Source organism: Frankia sp. BMG5.23, from assembly GCF_000685765.2.
Classification (GTDB): Bacteria; Actinomycetota; Actinomycetes; order Frankiales; family Frankiaceae; genus Frankia; species Frankia casuarinae.
Map to the genome: position 1 here is coordinate 1 of NZ_JDWE01000057.1, position 22,613 is coordinate 22,613.

General features: G+C 68.8%; 19 protein-coding genes and 2 pseudogenes. 7 read left to right on the top strand and 14 right to left on the bottom strand.

What is annotated here, in order from left to right:
• Window positions 1-22: 22 nt before the first annotated feature.
• The 5 genes from BMG523DRAFT_RS18525 to BMG523DRAFT_RS25445 are packed head-to-tail and all read right to left on the bottom strand — an operon-like array spanning window position 23 to window position 5,537.
• Window positions 23-1,441, bottom strand: coding sequence for a hypothetical protein (locus BMG523DRAFT_RS18525; RefSeq protein ID WP_235463230.1), 1,419 nt, complete (start codon window positions 1,439-1,441; stop codon window positions 23-25).
• Between the two features lie 11 nt (window positions 1,442-1,452).
• Window positions 1,453-2,451, bottom strand: a complete 999-nt coding sequence (locus BMG523DRAFT_RS18530; RefSeq protein ID WP_049761108.1) for a hypothetical protein — start codon at window positions 2,449-2,451, stop codon at window positions 1,453-1,455.
• Window positions 2,448-4,520 (bottom strand): type IV secretory system conjugative DNA transfer family protein, encoded by a 2,073-nt coding sequence (locus BMG523DRAFT_RS18535; RefSeq protein ID WP_011437689.1) that lies wholly within the window; start codon window positions 4,518-4,520, stop codon window positions 2,448-2,450. Before BMG523DRAFT_RS18535 ends, BMG523DRAFT_RS18530 begins: the two co-directional genes overlap by 4 nt.
• The gene (locus BMG523DRAFT_RS25440) at window positions 4,517-5,359 is read right to left on the bottom strand and encodes a hypothetical protein (RefSeq protein WP_157858568.1); all 843 of its coding nucleotides are present in this window, start codon (window positions 5,357-5,359) and stop codon (window positions 4,517-4,519) included. The genes BMG523DRAFT_RS18535 and BMG523DRAFT_RS25440 overlap by 4 nt, the downstream gene beginning before the upstream one ends.
• 13 nt (window positions 5,360-5,372) lie before the next feature.
• On the bottom strand, window positions 5,373-5,537 hold the full coding sequence (locus BMG523DRAFT_RS25445; RefSeq protein WP_157858567.1) for a hypothetical protein: 165 nt from the start codon (window positions 5,535-5,537) through the stop codon (window positions 5,373-5,375).
• Window positions 5,538-5,828: 291 nt separating this feature from the next.
• Between BMG523DRAFT_RS25445 and BMG523DRAFT_RS18550 the strand changes: the two genes are divergently transcribed.
• Window positions 5,829-6,938: a toprim domain-containing protein gene (locus tag BMG523DRAFT_RS18550; protein ID WP_043591780.1), complete on the top strand. Its 1,110-nt coding sequence runs from the start codon at window positions 5,829-5,831 to the stop codon at window positions 6,936-6,938.
• 115 nt (window positions 6,939-7,053) lie between these two features.
• On the opposite strand, the gene BMG523DRAFT_RS18555 is transcribed toward BMG523DRAFT_RS18550, so the two are convergent.
• Together BMG523DRAFT_RS18555 and BMG523DRAFT_RS27475 are read right to left on the bottom strand one after the other, a co-directional pair.
• Window positions 7,054-8,091, bottom strand: coding sequence for an XRE family transcriptional regulator (locus BMG523DRAFT_RS18555; protein WP_235463241.1), 1,038 nt, complete (start codon window positions 8,089-8,091; stop codon window positions 7,054-7,056).
• A gap of 264 nt (window positions 8,092-8,355) precedes the next feature.
• A pseudogene (locus tag BMG523DRAFT_RS27475) lies at window positions 8,356-8,604 on the bottom strand (helix-turn-helix domain-containing protein); the annotation flags it as partial.
• Window positions 8,605-8,707: 103 nt separating this feature from the next.
• Here BMG523DRAFT_RS27475 and BMG523DRAFT_RS25450 point away from each other — a divergent pair.
• The 3 genes from BMG523DRAFT_RS25450 (at window position 8,708) to BMG523DRAFT_RS18570 (ending at window position 10,101) form a co-directional block, all read left to right on the top strand.
• Window positions 8,708-9,073: a hypothetical protein gene (locus BMG523DRAFT_RS25450; RefSeq protein WP_011437693.1), complete on the top strand. Its 366-nt coding sequence runs from the start codon at window positions 8,708-8,710 to the stop codon at window positions 9,071-9,073.
• 134 nt (window positions 9,074-9,207) lie between these two features.
• Window positions 9,208-9,582, top strand: a complete 375-nt coding sequence (locus BMG523DRAFT_RS18565) for a hypothetical protein (RefSeq protein ID WP_011437694.1) — start codon at window positions 9,208-9,210, stop codon at window positions 9,580-9,582.
• A gap of 156 nt (window positions 9,583-9,738) precedes the next feature.
• Window positions 9,739-10,101 (top strand): hypothetical protein, encoded by a 363-nt coding sequence (locus tag BMG523DRAFT_RS18570; protein ID WP_011437695.1) that lies wholly within the window; start codon window positions 9,739-9,741, stop codon window positions 10,099-10,101.
• A gap of 45 nt (window positions 10,102-10,146) precedes the next feature.
• Here the strand turns inward: BMG523DRAFT_RS18570 and BMG523DRAFT_RS23530 are convergent, their stop codons facing one another.
• The 5 genes from BMG523DRAFT_RS23530 to fxlM form a co-directional block, all read right to left on the bottom strand.
• Complete coding sequence (locus tag BMG523DRAFT_RS23530) at window positions 10,147-12,390, bottom strand: thiopeptide-type bacteriocin biosynthesis protein (RefSeq protein WP_235463232.1); 2,244 nt, start codon at window positions 12,388-12,390, stop codon at window positions 10,147-10,149.
• On the bottom strand, window positions 12,372-13,613 hold the full coding sequence (locus BMG523DRAFT_RS18580; RefSeq protein WP_043591781.1) for a lanthionine synthetase C family protein: 1,242 nt from the start codon (window positions 13,611-13,613) through the stop codon (window positions 12,372-12,374). The genes BMG523DRAFT_RS23530 and BMG523DRAFT_RS18580 overlap by 19 nt, the downstream gene beginning before the upstream one ends.
• On the bottom strand, window positions 13,614-16,616 hold the full coding sequence (locus tag BMG523DRAFT_RS18585; RefSeq protein ID WP_235463234.1) for a lantibiotic dehydratase: 3,003 nt from the start codon (window positions 16,614-16,616) through the stop codon (window positions 13,614-13,616).
• 152 nt (window positions 16,617-16,768) lie between these two features.
• A complete protein-coding gene (gene fxlA / locus BMG523DRAFT_RS18590; RefSeq protein WP_035958751.1) occupies window positions 16,769-16,966 on the bottom strand; it encodes an FxLD family lanthipeptide in 198 nt (65 codons plus the stop codon).
• A 5-nt stretch (window positions 16,967-16,971) separates the two neighbouring features.
• On the bottom strand, window positions 16,972-18,267 hold the full coding sequence (gene fxlM / locus BMG523DRAFT_RS18595; RefSeq protein WP_083494872.1) for a methyltransferase, FxLD system: 1,296 nt from the start codon (window positions 18,265-18,267) through the stop codon (window positions 16,972-16,974).
• Window positions 18,268-18,571: 304 nt separating this feature from the next.
• Here fxlM and BMG523DRAFT_RS18600 point away from each other — a divergent pair, with 304 nt between their 5' ends.
• Entirely contained in the window at window positions 18,572-19,684 is a 1,113-nt protein-coding gene (locus tag BMG523DRAFT_RS18600; RefSeq protein WP_235463240.1) for a hypothetical protein, read from the top strand.
• Window positions 19,668-20,444: a glycosyltransferase family 25 protein gene (locus tag BMG523DRAFT_RS18605; protein WP_011437701.1), complete on the top strand. Its 777-nt coding sequence runs from the start codon at window positions 19,668-19,670 to the stop codon at window positions 20,442-20,444. The genes BMG523DRAFT_RS18600 and BMG523DRAFT_RS18605 overlap by 17 nt, the downstream gene beginning before the upstream one ends.
• A gap of 94 nt (window positions 20,445-20,538) precedes the next feature.
• Here BMG523DRAFT_RS18605 and BMG523DRAFT_RS18610 read toward each other — a convergent pair whose 3' ends face one another.
• Together BMG523DRAFT_RS18610 and BMG523DRAFT_RS18615 are read right to left on the bottom strand one after the other, a co-directional pair.
• On the bottom strand, window positions 20,539-21,213 hold the full coding sequence (locus BMG523DRAFT_RS18610; protein ID WP_011437702.1) for a DapH/DapD/GlmU-related protein: 675 nt from the start codon (window positions 21,211-21,213) through the stop codon (window positions 20,539-20,541).
• Entirely contained in the window at window positions 21,210-21,995 is a 786-nt protein-coding gene (locus BMG523DRAFT_RS18615) for a S9 family peptidase (RefSeq protein WP_011437703.1), read from the bottom strand. The genes BMG523DRAFT_RS18610 and BMG523DRAFT_RS18615 overlap by 4 nt, the downstream gene beginning before the upstream one ends.
• 245 nt (window positions 21,996-22,240) lie before the next feature.
• Here BMG523DRAFT_RS18615 and BMG523DRAFT_RS18620 point away from each other — a divergent pair.
• Window positions 22,241-22,396: pseudogene (locus BMG523DRAFT_RS18620) on the top strand (transposase); the annotation flags it as partial.
• Window positions 22,397-22,613 lie beyond the last annotated feature (217 nt).

A 22,613-nucleotide genomic window follows, 5' to 3' on the forward strand; every position in this document is an offset into this window, starting at 1 on the left:
GACCCGCCACCACGCATCCCGATCAGCCCGACCCGATCCGAACAATCAACCACGTAGCTATCTCACCGCACGCACGTGCGGAAGACAGGTCTAGGACCCGGTCCGGTGAGAGCAACCCGTGGCGGACGAGGGCGTTCGCCACGGGTGGGTCGACGGCGGGCATCACGGCGATTTCCCGGACGGTGACCAGGATCTCGCCGGCGATCAGTGGCACGTGCGCCGCGTCGCGGGCCTGGAGCAGACGGTCGACGGTCGGCCAGGCGGTGCCGGTCAGCGGGATCACGTCGTCGGCGTGCAGCCGGTGGCAGGCGCGCAGGTCGTCGTCCGGTTGGATGTCGTAGGCGAGCCGGCCCTCCTCGTCGAGGGCACGCAGGACCTTGCCGCGGGCGAAGCGGGGGTCGTCAACGGCCGCTACGGTCGCCCCGAAGGCGATGATCATCGGACCGTCCGGTCCGTCGACCGCGGTGTCCTTTCCCTCCAACGTGGCCCGCACCTGCGCGGCGTCGGCGCGCAGCAGGTAGCCGGGGTGTCCATGACCGGGATGCCCGGGCAGGTCGGCGACGTCCGGGCGCCACAGGTAGCCGGTCGTCCGACCGCCGCGCACGACCGGCCGGCGGATGGTTCCGGTCGCGGTCATCCCGCCCGGGCTGTCGACCCGAACCCGGGTGCCCGCCGGGTAGGGCGGAGGCAGGCCGACGGATTCGAGCGCGAGGCGTTCCCGGTGCACGTCCAGGAAGCTCTGCTGCGCGAACGACAGCTCGCGGCGGTCCCACTGCTGGTAGATCACCTGGCCGATCACTTCGCGGACGGCGTCGTCCGACCGGGGATCCCACCCCGCCGGAATCATGACGTCGTCGCCGGCGAAGACGACGTCCCCGCCCAGCCAGACCCGGTAGGTCAGGTTGTGCCGGCTGCCGTCGTGCCGGCTGCCGTAGACGCCGTCGTCCGTGCCGGCGCCGACGACGTCGACCTGGTAGAGGTCGCGCTGCCAGGTCCGCAACGGCGGGTCGGTGTGCAGCAGCCGGCCGTAGGTGGCCGGTTCGCGGCCGGTGAGGTCGACGCGGCTGGCCCGCCACGGCCGTTCGTCCTGGTCGAGGCCGACGTCGAGGAGCAACTGTCCGTGCGCGACCTGCCAGCCTCCGGACGGGCCGGGGAAAACCAGCGCGTCCCGCCGCGGTGAGGCGGCGAATGTCGTGTGGACGGCCCGGGGAAACGGAAAGCGGAGGGTCTGCTCCAGCTCCCAGAGACTCAACCGGGCCACGGTGACGATCACGGCGGGTGTGCTGGTCTCGCCGGGCCAGCGCACCAGCTGGGCGGTGACGTCACGGGCACCGTCAGCCCCCGTGGTCGGCAGAAGCCGCCACCAGCCGGTGGGCACGGTGATACGAACCGGCGCCGGGTCGGTGAAGTACGAGTAGGAGGAACGCGGATCCTCGGGCATGGGACCTGTCATCAGCCGGCGGCCGGATCGGGCAGAAGGGTGGCCCGCACGGCCGGGGCGGGGCTGACGATCCCGCCGCGCAGCAGCCCGTGCGGGCCGAAAAAACCACCGGGCAGTGACGCCTGGTCCGGGTTCCACTGGTAGGATCGCACATCCTGATCGGCGCCCCGGGTTGCCGCGGTGACCGTGCCGGTTAGCATCCGCCCGTCGGGCAGAGCGACCTCGACACGCTCACCGGGGCGCAACGGCCCGGGCTTCTCCGCGACCAGGCTCATCAGCTCATCGCGGCGCCGGAGAACATCACGTTGCCCGGCGGTCAGCGCCAGCTCCGGGTCGGGACTGGTCAGCATCACCATCAGGCCGCGGACGGTGTCGCTGCTGCGCACCACGATGCCACCGGGAACCTCGATGTCGTTCCCGGCGACCATCACCCGGTCGTTCACCGACAGCCGGTAGGTGAGCTCCCGCCGCCCCTCGCGGATGTCCCGGCTGAGCGCGAGGACGTCCAGCCGGTAGACGTCGGACAGGTCCTCGAGACCCCTCGCCTCCCAGCGCAGCAGCACCCGGGAGCATGCCAGGGACTCGGCGTAGGTGACCGGTCCGCGACCGGGAACCCGCACCAGATCCGATGCCCGGGAAACCCGGGCTTCATCCGGGCCAGGCGAGTCCGCGCCGCGCGCCGCGACGGTGACACCCTCGGCCTCGGCATCCAGACGCACGGTGACCGCCGCCAGGCGCAGGGCCTCGTGTACCTCGTCGCCGAGAGCCATCCCGATCTGCGGTTCCAGCTCCCAGCTCGACGCGGCGGTCACCGTGCGCGCCGGGACGGTGAACAGCACCCCCGCGTCCGGCGCGGCCGGCCGGTAGGCGGCGACGCACAGCCGGGTCCGCGGGTCGACCCCGACCAGCCACGCTCCCGACGGCGTCTCGACCACGGCCGGCCGTTCGCGCCGCCGCGCGACGGACACGGCTCGCGGGGTTCCCTGACGCGGACCCGCGGTGGCGATCATCGGCCGGTTCCGTTCGACCGGTGTCGGCGGTTCCACAGCCCGCGCACGCGCACCACCCGAACCGCCCGCACCACCCGACCAAACCCCTCACGGGGCGCGGCCGGCCGCACGCCCTGCGCCGCGGGCCGGGCCGGGGGCGGCTCCCCGGCGGCGAGGGCGAGCAGCGCCGGGTCCCGAAACCAGTAGCGTCCATGCAGGTGCACGGGCGGGAGCGTGTTGTGCAGCAGCAACGCCTGCCCCGGCGCCACCTGGCGCAGCAGATGCGCCGGGAGGAGTTCCAGCCTGGTCGGCGCGTCGTTGATACCCTGCCGTCCGCCACCCGGCGCGATATCACTGGACAGGCTGCGCGCGGCGACATGCTCCTGCCCGAGCAGCGAGGCGGCGTAGTCCAGGGTCGACTTGTCCGACAGCCCGGAGAAGAAGACCTTCGTGACCGCGTTGGACACGATGACGTCGGCTTTGCTGCCGTAGGCCGCGTCGATCTGCGCCTTGCTCTGGTAGACGAGCATCAGCTGGATGCCCATGCCCGCGCAGGTGGAGATCCGGCCGGGCAGATTCTTCATCGGCCAGTTCCCCGCCTCGTCGATGACGACGAGCAGTGGCGGGTCCAACGGCTTACCTGTCACCCCGACCCGGGTATACACCGAGCGGATCAGATCATCGACCAGGCCCCCGAGCACCGGCGCCAACCGTTCGGCCCCGTCGAGATCCGCACACAGATAGACGCTGTTCGACCGCCGCCGCGGCCCGTCCCCCGGCTGCCCGGCGTCACCGAAATCCTCCGTGAACGGATCGCCGTCGGTGAACGGGTTGTTGTCGGTGAACGGGTCGAGGGCGGTGTCGGGCTCGTCGTCGGGCTCGTCACCGAGCAGCCAGTCCAGGCCGATCTCCGACCCGGCCGCGGAATACTGCACCGACGGTTCCTGCCACGGCCGGATCATCTGCCGGGCCACGAGGAACACCGACGAGACCTGCTTGGGATCCGTCTTCCACACCGCGCTCAGACCGGCCAGCACCTGCTCGCCGTCCACCCGGATCGCCGGGTCATCGTGACGGGCGAAGGCCTGGGCGAAACGCATCACCCCGTCGCGGTCCATGCTCGTCGTCCAACCGACCACCGCGTCCATCCCCAGCCCGGCGGTGGCGGCGACCCAGAACAGCAGGCCGAGAAGGTCCTCACCGGCGGTAGTCCAGAAACTCATGTCCGATCCGGAGGAGGTCCAGTCGGTGCTGTTCGCGATCGACCGGGCGGCCAGCCGCGCCCCGGCCAGCCCGGTGGACTCCGCCAGCGGCGACCAGGTCGCCGACAGTTCCCCGGTGACACCGGTAGGGTCGAAGACCCGCACCTGCCCGAGCGCCCGACGCCGGCGCACGGTCGCGCCCAGCAGGTCCGTCTTCACCGACAGGGCGATCAGCGGGCCGTCCCACTCCAGGATCGCCGGCACCGCCAACGCCGCGGTCTTCCCGCAGCGGGACGGACCGACGACCAGCACCGCCCCCCGGTCACCCCGGCGGCGGGCAACCCGCCGGTGCAGCAGCCGCGGCACCGCGTCATCCACCGGCAGGGACGCGTCCTCGGTCGCAAGCAACCGGGTAACGATCCCGCTCCGGGCCCGACCGAGGATCATCCGGCCCCGGACCGGCCGGCGGACCCACATCGGGGCGATCTCCCACAGCCGGGCGAACCGCGCCTCCGGATCCAGGCCCATCCGCCGCCGACGAGCCACCCCGACCCGGCCCTGCAGCAGGAAGAACAGCACCCCGCCGCACAGCACCGCGACCGCCATCGGCACGACGCTTCCGGCCCAGTAGCCCACCGGCCCCGGCAGCAGGACCGCGGCCTCCGCCGGCCAGGCCCGCGCCGGATCACCCGGACGCAGGACGAGACGCGGCACCGCCACCACCGCCGCGCCCAACCCGACCGGCAGCGGTTCATGCGCCCCGAACAGCAACGCGGCGGTCTGCGCGCCCGCCCACACCCCGCCCACGCCCGCCAGCACCGCGACACCGACGAGCAGCAGCGCAGGATCGGGCATCACCCCCGCGCCCGGTTCGCCCCGCGGGCTCACGCCGCCACCCCCGCCGACCCGCCCGGTACCGGAACGGCGACGCTCTCCCCCGGGGCGCTGCCAGCGGCGGGCAGGACGGCGGCCCGCACGGCGCGCACCGCCGCATCCCGACGCAGCCGCACCCCCCGATCGGTGATCCCGACCCGGGCGGCGACCTGCGCCTGGCTGCGCCCGGTGAGCGTCAACTCGGCCAGCAGCCGCAGATGCGCCGGCTCCACCCCACCGTCACGGCCCTCGACCAGCACATCCAGCAGCTCCGCGGACGCCCCACCCCGACCACGTCCCGCGACCGGCCGCCCGTCCAACCCGGCCGGTACCTCCGGCAGCAGATCAAGGTAGACCGTGCACCGATCCATCCGCGGCCGGTACCCGAACACCCGGTAGACGGCGTCCCGCACCACATTCGCGGCGATCTTCCGCGGCCGCCGGTCCAACGGAAACGTGCAGATCACCAGCCAGGCCGCGCCGACCAGCTCCACCAGCACCTCACCGAACGCCGAACCACCCCCCGCACCGGTCATCGCGGCCGGGTCGGCATGGCCGGCCCGCTCGGCGGCCCGCACCGTCAACGCCGGCATCACCCGCTCCAACACCACCCGCGCCGCCGCCCGGTCCCCCGCCCGGGCATGACCGATCAGCGCCGCCAGCCGCCGATCCGCCACCGCCACCGCCACCGCCCGGTCCCGCCCGCACGCCGCGAGCAGCCCGACCGCCGACCCGCAGTGCGCGGCGAGAACGGGATCGAGCGACCAGCGGCGCAACCCCTCGGTCACCTCGACACCGGCCGACCAGCGTTCCCAGTCCCGCTGCCAGCGACGCAGCCCTGCCGTACGGGGCACGAACCGCCTGCGCTCACCATCCGAATCCGAATACGTGTCGTTCGACATGGGACCCGACGATCCGAACCGGCAGCATCCACCACGTCATCGCCACCGTCATCACCCAGGTCATCGCGGCAACCACCCGCATCGAAAACGTCATCACCACCGTCATCACCCAGGTCATCGCCACCGTCATCGCCACCTCATCGCGGCGCCCGGCCACACCCGAACCGATCCCCCACCGGCCGCCGGCTCCCGCCGCGTCTCACCAGGTCACCCGACGGCGAAAGCCCCTCGCCCCACGCCGGATACCGGAGGCGGTGAGCCGCCGCCATCCACGCGGACCGCGGCCGGCACGGAAGCAGGACTTACTCCAGGAAATCCGAGAGGAACTTCGAGGAACGTTCCCTCTCCGCCTTCCGGAACCGTCACGCTTATTCACACAACACAAGCGAGCCCATCCGCACCGGAAAAGGGGCTGCCGCGGATGCCGACAATCGACCGCGACGCCGTCCTCGACGCCACCGACCTCACCGCGCTGGCCACCGAAATCTGCGGCGAACCACAAGGCCGGGGCCGCGCCGCCCGCTGGCACTGCCCGAACCCCGCCCACCCCGACGAACACCCCTCCATGGGCATCTACCAGGGACACCACGGCCGGTGGCGATGGAAATGCCACGCCTGCGGCGACGGCGGCACCGCCATCGACCTGCTCATGACCGGCACCGGCATGACCGTCCGCGAGGCCCTCCTCGACCTCGCCGACCGGGCCGCCACACCACCCGCCGAACAGCTCACCCCGGTAGACCCGGCGATCGGCACCCTCGTCACCGCCGCCGCCGACCTGCTCTGGCGACCCATCGGCAGCGGAGCACGCCGCTACCTACACAACCGCGGCCTCACCGACCGGCTCCTCGCCGCCAACCGCGTCGGCTTCGACCCCGGACCCCGCCACCTCCCCCGCCCCGACGGACTCCCCCGCGCAGGCCCCGGCATCGTCTTCCCCGTCCTGCACCCCACCGACCGCCGGCCCGTCTACTACCAGCTGCGCTACCTCAATCCCGAACTCCGACGCCGCTACGACCAGCCCGCCCACGACCTCGCCCCCAACCCCAAACTCGCCCACCTGACCACCGACAGGCCCGCCCACCCCAACCTCACCGTCGTCTGCGAAGGCTTCCCGGACGCCCTGACCGCGGCCCACAGCGGGCTCGCCGCCGTCGCGCTCCTCGGCACCGCCCACGCCAGCCCCGCGAGCGCACCCACCCTCGCCCGCCGCCTCACCGAGGAACGCCCCGGCTCCGCGTTCATCATCTGCTTCGACGACGACACCGCCCACGACCCCGGCAAACTCCCCGCCGGCCAGAACGCCGCCGCCCGTCTCGCCGACGAACTCGCCCAGCACCAACGACTCGTCCTCAACATCCAGACCCCGGCCGGGATCAAGGACCTCAACGCCTGGTGGCAGCAAGACCCCGGCGCCGTCCACACCGTCTTCCGCGACCTCGCCACACTGCTCGAGCTCCCACACCCGGCCATCGGGCCACCAACCGACAGCCCTCGTCCTACCGGCCCTGCGCTGCCCGAGGGCCCCTGACCACCCCGATCTTGGCCACGTACACGGCACCGTCGCCCTGCCGGACCTCGGAGTCAACGCGCCAGCCCTCGTAGTTCTGGGTCTCCAGGTAGCACCGCCTGGTGATGACCTCCGATCAGGCGCAGGCGGACGCAGGATCTCCCGGTCCGGATTCGAGGGCTCGTCTGGAGGTTTGTACTATCTCGCCGAGGTCACGGACCGTGGGGAGCTCGGGCCATTTACCGTCCATCTGTCTCCACATCTGGCCTGCCTGCTGGATAACTGTCCGATTGGGTCGTCCGTCCACCGTGAGGAGTGCGTGACGCGCGGCGTCTGCGGCGGCTTCCGGATCCGGTTCGGGGCGGCGGAGGTAGGCGCGGCAGAGGGCGTTGTGTTTCCCGCCGATCTGCACATAATGGTCGGGGTTGGCCGCGATCTCCAGATCCAGGCCGACACGGGCATGCTGCTCGGCTTGAACACCGTCGCCGACGTGGGCGAGCGCGACGGCGAGGAAGCCGTGTATGAACGCGGCGTCCCCCGGGTTCGGGCCGGGCATGACTGCGCCGTCCCAAAGATGCTCTTGCATGTCGGCCAAGGCGGCGCGGGCGTCGTCGGGTCGGTGCGCGAGCGCCGCGGCCCGTGCCTCGCAGCCGGCGAGGATCGGCAGGGCGAACGGATGGGCGCCTTCCCGTGCCTGGGCGGCGATGTCGGCGGCTTCGCTGTACGCGCGGTTGAAGTAGGCGACGCTGGAACGGATCGCTGCGACGGATCCGTCGAGCAACAGGACGTCGGATCGGCGTGGAGAGCGGGCAGGCAGGAGTTGTTTCGTCTCGTCGGCGTGTTGGCTGGCGACCCGGAGAAGACTGCGTGCGGTGTCGTCGTCGCCGAGATCGAAGGCGAGCGTACCGAGGTAGAAGGCGTACTGTCCGGCGATCAACGTGAGGCGAGCGCGCACCGGCGGCGAGACACGGCGGTCGAGGATGCGTTCGATGTTCTGCCATTCCGGGCCGAGGGCGTCCATGAGTTCGCCATGGGGAGTGACGCGGTAGGCGGCGGCGATGCGGTGGATATGCGCTTCGGCTAGGTCGACACTGAGGGGGTCCGGGTCGGCCCCGGCGATGCTGCGGGAGAGGTCCGCCGCGACCGGGCCGAGTGCCGCGGTCCCCAGCGCCATGGCGCGTAGGGCGTCGCGTCTGTCCGTGGCTCTCGCCTCCCTTGGGTCACCTACGCCTATGGGCCCGTTGCTTGGTCCTCGTCCAGGCAGCGGGCTCGGTGTGATGGGTAGCGTGGCCTGTAGCCCTAACTCCTGCCCTTCCTTCGGGACGCTGCTTTGCGGGGACGGCTGCGCCTTGTCCCGTCGGGGCGGTTCGGCGCCGAGACGTCGCGCCCGCTTCTCTCTGTGTGCCTCATCCCGAAGGTGACGAATCCTCCCGTTGCAACCGAACACGACGTCGAATGCGTCGGCGAGGTCCGGCGATGGTACCTCACGGCCGTTGACTGCCCGGGAAACTTGCTGGCGAGGGAATCCTGTCCGCTCGGCCAGCCGCGTCCTGTTGGTACCAGATTTCTTGATCAATTGTTGGAGTAGGGCCACCAGCTCGTCCAAGGTGTCGTTTCGCTGCCGCTCAGCCTCCAACACCGTCTCTTCCTCCCGCCGCCGGTTCACGGGTGCAACAGACCGGTGCACCCCCTGAACCGGCCCGATGCGATCTGGCCCTGATCTGGTGCGCAGTGTGTCATGTCCTTACCGGCGGATGTGCCGACCGGCACCCGGAGGCCAGGGAGGATCCATGCCGACTACGGACTCTCCCTGCGGGTCGCCGGTGGCCGCCGCCGATGGTGGCCGTCTTGTCTGCGCCGGATCGCCGGGCGGGCAGAGGACGGCCGCATATACCGGGAGGGGGAACGGGCCCCACCGCTCGCAGGTGCCCTCCCCCTCCCGGACCCTGCCGACGCCCCGCCCCGGCCTGGACTGGATTCCCGTGCGGGACGGGGCACCGGCGAACTATTCGATCTCCGTGCTCGACGGCGAGGGAAATCCGGTCGAAACCTTGATCGGCTGGTCGACCCCCCAGCTCGCCGACGAGTACGCCCGCACCCTGACCGGTATCGCCGGCTACCGGGTGGTGCCCTGCCGTCGGGCCGGCGGCCCCTGAGACCGGGGGCGCCCCTTCCCCGAGGCGGCCCCCACCTGATCCCTCCCCGCCCGCGGCGACCGATGCCACCGGTGCGCTTCCGTGAGCGCATGCCGCGGGCGGGGAGGCTCCATCACACACGAGGAGACAAACGCATGGGCGGGCGAAACCCCGGCACCCCGGTGAGCGCACCGTTGAACTGGCGCCGGGCAACCTGCGCCCCCTCGGCCCAGTTCGCCCGGGACGGCGCAGAGGTCGTCATCCGCTACCGGTATGCCGGCGAGGTCCACGAGCTACGGTTCCCCGGCGTCGTCTGGTTCGCGCTCGTTCAAGAGGCCCATGCGGCCACGTTCACTACGCTCACCTCCGCGTGGACGGCATGGGCGGTCGCTGGCGGCTTGGTCCGCCATGTGGACGGTCATGTGGATCTGCGCTACGGATATCTGGGGCTTCGGGAGATTCGTTTGCCGGCCACGATCTGGGGTCAGATCCTCGCCGCGATCCGGGCGCGAGCCATAGATGATCTCTAAGGATGACGACCCGCGGACGTCCGCAGGCCACGTTCCGCGGCTGCCCATACTGCGTCAGCACCGGGCGCGCCGCATTCGGTCCGCCGGTGCTCCTGGGTCGGCGGTCTGGAGAACCTGCCCCACCCTTCCAGCAACATCATCGAGGAATGTGCAAACATGCTTGGCCTTCTTGCTCTCCGTGCGACCGTCGTCCCGACCGATGGTCTGATCACCCTGGAACGTGACCACCACCGGGAGATCGGGCTGACCAGGGCCCAGGTGGAGAAGCTGACAGACTCGAGTCTCGACTTCACCGAGGCCGGATCCATGATTTTTGCCGCGTTGGCGTCTACGACCGGCGAGCTCGAGAGGACATTGCGGCCGGGACGGCAGCTCACCGACGATGACCTGGCTGAACTGAACACCCTCGGCGACGCGTACAAGACCCAGACCATTCTTCTCGTACAGCTGTACGTCGACTCGGTCATCCGAGGAAACGCGCTGCTGCGTGAGGAGCAGCTCCCTCTCTGTCAGACTTGAGCATTCCTGGCGGCGTGGCCGCCACCTGATCGGATGCGACGATGTTCACCCACCTGCTTCCCGTCCGTCTAGTACGTCGAGGGCCTGAACCAGCACGGTCGTGGCGGTCTGGACTGATGCGAGCAGGTCGTCCCGGCTTGCTCCAGGAATCGACCCTGCGTCCAAGCCGGCTCGCGCGACGTACGCCGAGAGCTCGCCGGTCTGGGTCGATGTCATCCGCGCCCGGCAGACCGGGTTGCCCAGTAGTTCCCGGGCGACGAAGGCGTCCGCGGAATGCTCGGCCATGTCGATCAGCTCAGCGCACTGGAGATCGATCCCCTCGTTGACTGCCGCAGATGAGGCGAGGTCGACTGCGGTCAGGCCAAGTCGGAGATGGAACATCGTTGTTGGCCGGTCGCAGGAGAAACGAGCGGACCGGACCGCACCGAGCAGGGCTTCGAGGTCTATGTTGTCCCGCCGAGCGGCCCCGATGTTGATGTAAGCGCGAAGGCATGCCGCTACGGCGGTTTCCCAGGGCTGGCTCACCACGCTGCTGTCAATAAGGGCTAGTGCCGGATCGGTGTGCCCGCTGCGGACGTGGGCGATGATGCGTGCCTGGCGGGATTCTCGGAGCATTTCCTGGGCATCGTCGTATCGTGCTGCGTGCGCTGCTGCTTCTTCCCAGCGGCCGGCGGCCACCAGGTTTCGGGTGCCATCGTCGAGCATAACGACACGCATCCATTGAGCGGCTTTTGGGTACTCGCTATCCGCCGTGATGAATCCGCGGAAGGAGATGCGCTCGCCGTGGATCAGGGCGTCGCTGCCTGTGCGGGCTGCCCGTTCGATCTCGTTCAGCTCGTGGTGGGCACCGCCGGGATTTCCGGCCCGGCGGGTAAGACGGGTCAGGTTCACCAGCGGCTGTAGTGCGGCTATGATCGCGCTGCCAGATAGCGGCAGTGCGGCCTGGAATATGAGGAACTGGCGTCGGCACAGGTCAACTGCGAGGTCGGGAACACCGCAGTCGGCCGCAATCAACGCCGACAGGTTCCACACCGTGCAAGCGAGATTGATTCGGTCGTGGGGGTCGGTCGGCTCGTGGCAGGACTCCGCGCACTCGCGTACGCTGCGCACCCGAGCTTCGAGGTCTGTGCAACGAAATCGGTGCTGCTCGACAAGAGGAAAACGGGCCACGGCGCGTTCCGCGTCGCCATCGACCGTCAATGTCGGCCGCCCCCGCTGCATCGTTGTCCCGATACGTCGCATCGCTGGCAGGGGCTTGGTCGCTCCGGTGGGCGGGCCCAGGATGGCGGCACGCGCCGCCCAGGCCAGCGTGCTCTGTGTTCGGCTTGGCAATCCGAGGCGGTTCCAGTGAAAGATCGTCAGGTAGCTTGCCACGTCTCGGAGGCCCCGCTCCAGCGTGCCCGTGCGAGCTGCGCTGCCGAGGCTCTGCCCGGCTTGCCGGAAGGCGTCGGCCCAGCCCGCCGCATAGGCGAGAGGACCGTCTGCGTGCAGCAGCGGCCCGTCCGGAGTCGTGTCGACGAGCATCAACCGTTTGAGGTCGCTGATCATCGCCGTCAGCTTCGAGGTGGGGACGTCGGCGGGCAGGGGTCGTTCCAGAGTGACCCGGTGCCAGACGTCGCCTTGTTCGTACCATTCCAAGCCCGCTGCGCGCAGCAAACAGGTGCTCAGGAGCAGCGACAGTTCACGTCGGCCGAGCTCGGCGTCGGGATTACGGCTCAAATTCATGATGGAGTTGCTGTCAGCGCAGAACAGCCTGTGGGCGATGTCGATGCCGACCCCGCCGCCGAAAGCCGCTGTCTCTGCCTCGTATGTTCCTGTCCACCATCGGGCGATCCTGCCCTCGGTGACGAGCTCATCGAGGGCGGCCGCGGTGCTTGCCTTCATCACAGTTCCGGTTGGTCCTGGTCGGAGGCGAATCCTCCAGCAGGGATATTTCCGCATGAACCACCATGCAGCGACGATGCCGCAGTTTCCGGCACGATGGAGTAGTGGCGCGATGTAACGGGCAGCGGCCTGTTCGGCGGCGTGCCAGTCGGTGAACTCGATGTAGATCTGCCACCAGTCGGAGGCGACCTGTTGGTGAAGGGCCTGTCGTCCGGACCGCTGGTAGATGGCGGCGGCCTCAGCCAGTTCCGCTGGCTTCATGCGCTCGTCTCCGGCGGCCTCGTTCAGCGGTATCCCGGTCAACAGCTTCAGAACGGCACGCTCGACATCCCTGTCGACGAGCGAGGCGCCTTCGGTTCCGCTTTCTTCTTCCGTTGCTCCGGGTGTCAGTCGATCAGTAGACACGCATCCCATCCAGAGCGCGGCGCGACAGTATGCGCGGCAGTGTGCAGGGTGAGGGCCGTGCCGGCTGTCCCGTTCAGGAGCCCGGGGCCGGCAACGGGCTCGAAGTCAGCGAATCGAACCAGGTTGTCAGCCAAGCACTGCAATTGGTCGGCAAGTACCGGTGTTATGGCATCGTGAGCTGCGCGCCAGACTGTCTGATACACACCGGCCCAACCGTGGCACAGTCCACCATCTTTGATCCGCCCCAGCTGAACGGGATCGTTGAGACACTGGAAAAGCGCCTGTTCATACTTCTGCTGGCGGCGACCGTCACCGAGAGCGAGCGCCGCGAGCTGGCCCGCGCGGGCAAGCCCGGGAGTGCCGTAACACCAACTGGGACGCGCCGGGCCGGGCTGGCTTGTTCTGCCCTGACGCAGGTCGGGCAGAGTGATCCATTCCGGCCACCAGGGTCCGGCTTCGCCGTCCTGCTGCCAGGCGTCGAGCCAGGCGCAGACGTTTATGATCGTATCGTGCTGTCCGTCGACGACGACACCACGCCGCATCGCCCGACTGAGCAAGGACAGCGGCCCGGCTATCCCGTGAGCGAGGCCCAAGTTACTGTGCCCACCGGGGTAGGCAGGGGAGGCGCGGCGGTGCGGATCGTGGTTGACCCACCAGCCCGGCAGCGTCTGCCCGTCGATCCGATGCGGCTTAGACAAGGCGACGAGGTAGGCGAGAACCCGCTCCATTGCGCTGCCCTGGGGAGCGCGACGCAGTAGCAGCGCGCCGATCCCGGTCAGACCGAAAAACACGTCGTACTCGCGGAACCCTGGCAGTCTCCCGGCCGCGATGCGCTCCATGGCTGCGTCGGCTCGGTGGTGGGCGATCGCGGCGACGTGCCCGTCGATGGCGGCGAGGGCGCCGCGGTAGCGGCTCGGGTCGCTTCCTGCCGCGGCGTCCAGCATGAAGGTGATCGCTGGGGCGCCGAGGTACAGGCCGGTGTTGTCTGTGATGTTGGCCGGCGCGGCGACCGCGCTGCGGATCCAGCGGTCGGCCTGCTGCCACGTGCCGAGCCCGGCGTGGGCGCGTTCGATGTGGAGCAGGGCGATGCCCGCGCTGCCTTTCGTGAGGGACTGCGGTGCCCAGGGTTCGCTCTCGGGCGGGGGCTCGGGCAGAGCTAGCCGCTCGGCGTAAAGATCAACGGTCTGCGCGATTCCCGGAGGGGTGCTCGTTGAGGTCGCCACTCATGTCTCCGTGCGGTGGGCGGTGTGGCGCAGCGCGCAGGCCCGTGCGAGCCTGCCGGTGGCTCGTTCGACAGCCGGGTCGACACCGACAGCGCGATTGTGGTGCAGGTGCAGGAGCGATCGCAGGACCGGCATCGGGTCGCGTTGGTCAGCGAGGGCATCTCGGTACGCCGCCAGCGCACTGGCGCGGGTGCCCCAGGCAGCCAGGACATCGCGTCCGCCGGGCAGGGATTGCAGCCGCGTCCAACTGCCGTGCGGGTCGGCTAGTTCGAGTGTCTGTTGCCGTAGCGCGGGGTCCAGCCTTCCGTGTTCTTGGCGGAGTTCGCGGATCAGCCAGTCCAGCCCGTCTTGTGGGGACCCGGCGTAGCTCACTGCCAGGTCGACCAGGCTGGCAGCGGCCAGGGCCTGGGGATGCACGCCTGCGCGGATGGATGCGCTGATCTGGGCGATGGCGCAGGCCGAGTCGGCGGCGAAGACGTCCTGGACGTGGTCCAGGGCTGGGCTGTGTCCGTAACGTCCCGACTGGGGGTCATAGGTGGTGAGCGAGACGTGCGCGAGCAGGTGTTGTCGGCGCAGATCGTCGGCCCACCGGGCGAGGCATGCGGCGGCAGGGCCGTATGCGGAGGGCTCCGATAGCCAGAGGTATACGGCGAGGTACTGGTCGATCTCTGGTCTGCGCATTTCGCGGTTCCGCCGAAACCACCAGCGCGGCCTGTGGACGCCGAAGGCGTCGATCATGTGGGGAAGGTGTTGCGTCAGGAGTTCCTCGACGCGCGCCGGATGCCCGTACAGGTGCGCGGACACGACCGTGGACTCGCCGGGGAGATGCCCGGCGTCGACGGCCACGACTCGCCGTGTGCTGATGCCTGGCCCGGGATCTGTGGCGGGCTGCGGGTCCAAGACCATGGGGATCAGCACCTCGTGGGCACGCCCCAGCCAGGCCACGTCTTCCAGGGTCGACGTCTCGCGCAGTTCCAGGCGGTCAGCGCGTTCCAGCCGGGTGCGCAGCAGGAGACGGTGAAGCGGGTGGCCGAGGTCCACCGGCTGCCGCCGGTCGTGCTCCACCATCGCGACATGGCCGGGAACCCACCACCGGCTGCACCAGGCTTCCAGCGCGGCGTCCCACTCGGCCGTCGAGGCGCCGCGGCCGGGAAGTTCACCGGCCGCTAGCAGCCACCGTGCCGGAGACAGCACGGTGCGCCGGTATCGAACGCGTGGAAGGTAGGGAAGCTGTGCCGCCGCGCCGAAGTGGAATGCCTTGTACACGGCGGCTCGGGCGGTGGTGATCTCAGCGAGGAACCTCGCGAGCGGCGGGGTGTGCACGCCGGCCTCCAGGGCGTGGGCGACCCGCGGTTCGACGTACCGGCCGGTGGAGATCTGGGCGAGGTAGAAGCGGCGGTCGTCCACGCTGACCGCGAGGTCCGTCAGGGGGATCAGGCGTTCGTCGCCGTCGCGGTATTCGGCCACGGGGATCACATGTGTCAGGAGCTGCTGCGTGCGCGCGACGTTCTCGTTGCGCCGCTTACGCGGGGCGAAGGAGAGCTGCGCGGGGATCGCGTCGGTGCCGGCCGCAGCGAAGGTGCCCGCGATCAGGTCGCGGCCGTCCGCTGGCAGCAGGTGGGCGTAGCGGCCAGCCATGCTGCTGCCGGGCCGTGGCGTGCCGGTCACCGCCACCGTGAACCGGCCGCGGGCCAGCGCCTCAACGGACATGGAGCGGATCTCCACGGCCACCTCGACCCGAGCAGGCAGGTGCACGTCGGCCGGATCGCTGACCGCAAGCTCCTCGATCATCTGATCAGTCAGGACGATTTCGCCGCCGCCGGACAGCGTGGCCCGTTGGATCAGCGCCAGTAGTTTCTCGTCACGTTCACTCACCTGCCGAGCGGCACGCCTGCGCGCCGAGCCCAGATAGTCGGCCGGAACTCCCAGGCCACTGTCGGAGATCAGGTCCATGACCGGCACGAAGGCGCCCGTCCCGTAGCGGGTCCGGAACCGGGAGTGGTAGTCCCGCCAGGCGGGATAACCCAACGGATACGGTGAGAGTCGATAGAGGACCTGGACGGCGTTGCGGGCTTCCTGGGCGACCTGGTCCGGTATGTGAACGTCGCACTCCAGGATCGTGTCGACGATCATGGGTACCTCGGCGGCCTCGCTCAGCGCGTGCATCTGCTCGGTCACGGCCGACCTTGACCCGAGAACCTGGCTGGTGGCCGACACCTCCTTGTGGATCTCGAACATCGAACGGACAAGATCGCTAACCTCCGGAATGCTGTGGGCGTCAACGGCCTCCAGCTGAGCGCACGCATGACCGAGTGCATCCAGGCAGGTCATCGGCGCTGACAGATTGCTCAGCAGGATTCCTTGGTCGAGCAGACCCGTGAGCATCTCGTCGATCCGCTGCGCGGGGGCACTGGGGAAGCGCTCCATGAGCAGTGTTCGTAGCTCGCTGAACGTGACCGGTTTCCGCGTGGCCTCCAGCGCGGCGCAGACCGGTCGACTGTGGCGCACGGACACCTCGATCGGCGCCAACTCGTCCGCTATGCCATCCGGCGTCGGCGCGGGCGCTCCGAAGCGGTCACCGCGCACCAACCCGGCGCCATTGACGACCAGCGACAGCCGCTCCCGCAGCGTCGGACACCGTTGCAGGCGCGCGAGGACATCACCGAGCCAGCCCGCGTCAACCCGGGCCTCGACCCGGTGATCGCGACCCCACCGCACCTTCGCCCCAGCATCGATCCGGGCCAGCGCGACTCCGGCGAACAGCCCAAAGGGAGTGGGACGGCGCTGCCACCGAAGCAGATAGGACGCTACGGAAAGCACGGTCCGGCGAACCACTCGCACGTCATGACCACTGGAGGTCAGAACGGTGTCAACCTGCTGAATCAGCGCGGGACTCGCCTGAGCGATCGCCGCGCGAATTTCCTCGCGCCGCCACATCGCCGACAGCCACGCCGACCCTTCTTCCGCGGCGTCGGCACCGAACAGGTCCAGGTCCGCTGGCAAGTCCAATCCGCCCGGATCGGTGCTCGCACGTAGTAGTGCTGCACCGGCCCACTGGTACATCGCTGGAGATCTCACCGCCATGCCGCCTCCCGGGGCACTGCTGCTGTGCGGGGGCCGTGGGTCGGGGAATGCACCGACGACCCCCGTACAGGTCAGGACGGGTCGTCGGCGAACGAGTTGCAGGAGCTGTCGTTGCCCGAGCAGGTGTTGCCGCATCCGTCATCGGTGGGGCAGTCCCCCATGATCGGGCCGTACGCCACGAGCACCCGTACATCCAGCGTGTACTCGTCGTCCTCGCCAGGCCGTTCAGCCAACGCCGTGGCGCTTCCAGACAGCGAAACCTCTGACATATGGATCATCCTCCTGCTCGGCGGGATGCTGCGCCCCGGCCGGCCGCGACGCTCGCCGCTCCCGGCCAGGAGATCGTGATCCGGCTGTGCTTCTTGTCGATGACGCGGCCAGCCGGCAGCTGGTCATCGGCGGTGCCTGCGGGGTCAACGCGGAACTGTGGCGAGCTGTGGCGGTGTTCCCGCCCCCAGACCTGGAGCTGCTCGGCGACCTGTTCGGCCAGCTCGGACGCGCCCGGACCGAAGGCATGCACACCTAACTCGACGTCCACCGAGTCCGCCGCACCGCGCGTCGTGACATAGGCGAGGGTGTCGTCGTCGACGACGGCCACCGCGGCGGAGTGACTGCCCGGTGGGGAGAGCAGACCCGTGTCCAGCTTTCTGTCCAGCACAACGCGACAGAAGCCCGGCAGCACGGTGGCGAGCCACATCTGCGTACCGGCCCACGGTTCGAAACGGCCGATCGTGACCCCGCTCCAGACCTCCACCCGCGGCGCGTCGAATACGCCTTCCAGCAGGCCCGGATCGGTCGGGGGCCCCTCCTCGAAGCGCAAGGTGATCTCACCCCCGCGTAGGACCAGCAACGTGGTCTGGTGCGCTCCGGCGCCCTGGATGGGCACGAAGCCGAACAACCGGGACGCCCGACTGAGCAAGTACTCGTTGGCTCGCTCGAAGGTGATCACACGCGACAGGCCCCGCAGCTGCAACGGCACCGCCAGACGACCGCCCTCGGCCAGCTGAGCCACCCAAGCCGGCGGAACGTCCCACGCACCGACCGTGACCAAAATACGGTCATAAGGGGCGTGCTCAGGCACACCGAACTCGGCGTCGGCGAGCACAACGTTCACCTGAGGGTAGCCGACCTGCGCGAGAAGATGGCGCGCCCGGTCGATGACGTCCTTGTCGATGTCGACCGTGGTGACCTGACCTGCCGGACCGACGAGCTCGGCGATCAAGGCAGCGTTGTACCCCCCAGAGCCGATCTCCAAGATCCTCATGCCGGGGGTGATCGCAGCCTGCTCCAGCATGTACGCCTGGACCTGCGGAGCGGAAACCGAGCTCACAGAACTTCCAGCGTCGTCGCGCTTCGTAACTACTCCGTTGTAAAGCTGGTAAGCCTCCTCCAGCTCCACCCCCGGTGCGAAGGCTTCCCGACTGACCTTGCGCATCGCGGCCTCGACCGGCCGCGAGGTGATCGTGCCCTCGGCAAGAAGATCGTCAACCATCTTCCTGCGCAGCTGCGCTGCGCGATCGAGGCCGGAGACGTCGCTGTTCGGCTCTACGGGTGAAGACACGTCGGTCACACGATCTTCCTTGTCGTCGGCGGGTGCGGTGGCGAGCCGTATGGCCGTCAGCGGCTCGTTGGCTCGTCCGGTTAAGAATGCCGGCCACGATCACGATCGACCAGGCCAGCAGCTACCCGTGTCGATGGTCATCGACCGACTATCTGGACATATCCTGGACACTGTGGTGGTCATCCCTTCACTGTCCGTCGATGAGGTCAAAGAGAGTCTGAAGCGCCTCCGCCAAGGACATGGCCTGGCTCGCCCCACCGCGCTTCCTACCGTGCTGCCTGAGCTGCTCCGGGCCCGCCTGGCAGACGGCAGGGTGAGCGAGCCTGCATCGGCGCAGGAGGTCACGCTGCTCGTGACCGCGTTCCGGCAAGCCGTCGAGGGGCTGGCCGACGACGAGCGCCTGTGCGTCGAGGTCGACTTCAACCTGAGCGCCGAGCATCGGTACCCAACGCTCACCGAGCGACAAGAGTCGCTCGCGCGCCAGCAGAGGTGCGCGGCGAAGACCGTTCGTCGCCGCGCCGACCGAGCGCTGGACACCCTCGCCTACATGCTGTTGACGAACGGGCCATCGACCGTCACGTCGACGGTCAGGAGCCCGGCAACGGTCTCGTCCCCTGAACAGGATCGGTCGCCGGTCGATCACGGCGAGCCCTGGGGCGAGGACCTGAGAGCGTTCTGGCGACTCTCCCACGGGGCACGCATCGATATCGTCTGCTCGGAGATCCCCGAGGATGAGCGCCCAGAGTACGCCTCGCCAGCCGACCGTAACTACCTCCGTTATGCGAAGTTCGCAGATCTTGACACGTTGATCTACCTGCGGACCCGATTCGCCCGGTTAGCCCCGACCGTGACGATTCGAGACTTCGCCCCCTCGGAGTACTTCGACACCCAGGCCGATGTCCTCGTGGTCGTCGGCGGACCGCCGTGGAACGCCAAGTACCGCGAGTTTCTCCCGCGGCTGCCGTTCTTCTTCGAGCCCCATCCGCTGGGCGCGGACGATCCCCTGGTGGTACCCGGCATGAACGGGCTGGTTCTCGGTCCACGCTGGACCGAGCGCAACGAACTGCTGGAAGATCTCGCCGTCTTCACCCGGCTCACGCTCGCCCAGGGCACCACCGTCTTCCTGCTCGGAGGCTGCCTCACCCTCGGGGTACTCGGTGCCGCCCGTTGCCTACTGGAGGCCGAGCGCGGTGCACGCAGTTCCCGCTACATCACCGAGCATGTCAACGACGCAGACTTCGTCCTGGTCACCGAAGCCCGGCGGATCGGCGGCCTCACCGATGTAGCCGACCTGACCCGGGTCCCTCCGCTGCTCCTGCTCGCCCGCAGCAACAACGAACCCTTCGCCGTGCACGTCGACAACTCCGACCGCTACCTTCAAGATCAGTCCGGAACGGAGGTCCACCACATTGATCACTCCCGCTGATCTTCGTACCTATGTGATCAACCTGCTTCGGCGGCCTGACCGGCGGGCACGGATGACGCACGTGCTTCCGCCGGAGCTCAAGGCGACGTTCACCTCGGACTGGCGCGGCCTCTTCGACGGCCTGAACCTCACCCGAAGCCAGCTCGACGCTGCCGGCTACACCCTCTTTCCCTGGCAGATCGAGTCCGACAATCCCTGGTGGGCCAGACCCCTGAAGTACGGCGAGATCGGCTGCACACTGGCGCACCTGGCCTGCTGGCGCCATGCCGCTCAAACCGGTGACGAACCATTCATCGTCTTCCTCGAAGACGACCTCGTCATCCCGGACGCCTTCCTCGACCAGCTCCTCGCCGGCCTGCACCAGTTGACCCGCCACGGCCCCTTCGACCTGCTCTACCTCGGCCGCTTCCCCCTCGAACCCGACCACGACCAGCCGGTCCTGGATGGATTCGTCTCGCCTGGTTACAGCCACTGCACCTTCGGCTACCTGCTCACCAGGCCCGGTCTCGGCCTAGTGCTTGCCGCCCACATCGAAGAGGCCGTCGTGCCGGTCGACGAGTTCCTGCCCGCGCTCTACATCGACCATCCGCGCCCTGATCTACGCGCCCGGTTCCGCCGACGGCTGACCGCCCTCGCGTTCGAACCACCACTGGTCTCCCAGCGCCCCAAGGATGAGGCCGGAAGCGACACCGAACGTTCGGCTTTCGTCGAGCCCAGAGACCGGCAGCCAGAACAGGGGGCGGCGAACCCTCGCCGTTAGCGGGGCGGTCGCCCAGCGGCCACATCCGGCCGACCGTGGGCAGCAGAGGACAAGGGTCGCTCCGCCTCGCCCCCTTCGCCTGAGATGACCTACGTCACAGCCTGTCTGTCTTCGCCAGAGCCTGCCAGTGGCGGATCAAGCCTTGCAGCCGGCGTCCTCGCCACCGCTCGGCCGGAACGTGGACGTTGATGCCCGTAACCACATGATCCGGTGCAACGTCCCGGGTTACCACGGCGCCCGCGGCAACGTAGCTGCGTGGGCCGATACGGACGCCGCCCACCACCCTCGCGCCGTAGCCGACCACGGAGTCAGCTTCGATCATCGGAGGCTCCTCGTCGACCTCCCACCAGCCTTCGTGGGGACGGGCGTACTCGTGCACGAGATCGCCCATCATTGTGGAGCGATCGCCGATGGTCGTGCCGTCACAGACGAATCCCGCCACGCAGGCGTCCACGCCGATCGCGACACGATCACACACATACGCTCCATAGGCGACACGGGTTCGTTCGCCGACCACGCAGTTGTAGCCGATCCGCACGCGGTCCTCGATGACGCAGTTCGCGCCGATCCAGACCCCTTCGTGGACCACGACCTGATTACCGATCACGCAGTGCGCCCCCACCACCACCGGTTCCCCGGACGAGGTCGAGCCGGACCCCTTCTGCTGGGCCCGCAGGCGCGCCTCTTTCGGGTAGCCGAAAACGCAGTGCTCGCCCACCACGGTGCTCTCCTCAATGTGCACCGGTGCATACAGAGAGGCGATGTTCATGCTCGGCCCTTGTCGCCAACGAGCCACCTCACTGTGACTGCGACTGCCTCGTCCTCTCGTTCTCGGGTGTCGAAGCCGTGATCCGAACCTTCGACGGTGTGAAACTCGGTGTGGGGTCTGGCGCAGGCTGCCTGCCACGCGATCTCGTACGAGACCGCGGTGTCCCGATCGCCGTGTACCACGAGCGCCGGTGCAGCGGTCGCCATCAGGGAGTCCAGCGGCCGATAGTGATCAAACTCGTCGAACAGCACCCGGCCGACCTCGAACTCCCCGTCGAGCACCAGGAACCCCTGACCTGACAGCAGCTTCTGCTGATCGGGGCCGAAGTTCTCTCGTCCCCACGGCAGTTCCGGTGTCAGGAATGTCCGCCGGAGGTCGAGTACCGGATTCCACAGGACGAGCCTGTTCAGGCGGTCGGCCAACCAGGGCAGCGAGAGCGAGGCCGATACCGCTCCGAAGCTCGACGCCACGATCGACAGGCGACCTGGCAACTGCTCCTCCGCGTACTCGACCGCGGCCTGGAGGTCGAGCAGCTCGCCGGCGATCGTCACGCCACGCTGGGTCCCTCCGCTTCCCCCGTGGCCGCGGAAGGAGAACCGCAAAACATGAAAGCCGGCGTGTGCAAGTCGATCAGCGAGTCGGACGAACATGCCGCCCTCGGTCATGTTTGCGTTGATTCCATGTAGCTGGATGACCACCCCCCGGTGCTGTCCTCCGACGGCTGCATGCACCGCGCCCTCCAGCCGTACTCCATCGATCGACGTCAGCTCCACCCGCTGCATCTTCCGCTGCTCCCTGTCATATTTCCGGCCACCGGCAACCGAGCCAGCGCTCCTCCTACGACCAGGATGACCGCACCGTCGCGCCCGACGTTCCACCTTTCGATGTCTGCCGTTGGCGGGCGCCCACCCAGCCGGCCTGCGCTAGCAGGTGGGAGCAGCGCACGATCTTCGGCGACGCGCCGCTGCCGGCGGATTAGAGTGTGTCTCACGTGGCCGCTCCGGGTACATGTCTGATCATGGATGTGATGGGGAGCAGCCTTGCTCCGCGGCTGGTCCCGGACGATCTGTGGAAGCTGGTCGAACCGCTGCTACCCCGGTTCGAGACACGCCCGCAGGGCGGTGGGACCGCCCCGGTCGAGGACCGGGCGGTGTTCACCGCGGTGGTGTACATGCTGACCGCTTCGCCTAGCGGGAGTTTCCTAGATAAGTTGATCTTTGGAGTCCGTTGAGCTGGCCGGTGGCTGGTTCAGGACGGTCTGATCTGGATCTTTGAGTACTCGCCTGATCGACAGTTCGCCTTCCGGTGTGTATTACCTAAAGCATGTCGTCGTTGGTGGGGAAGAAGGTCGGTGGGAAGACGTACTACTACCTGGTCGAGTCGGCCCGTGTGGACGGCGA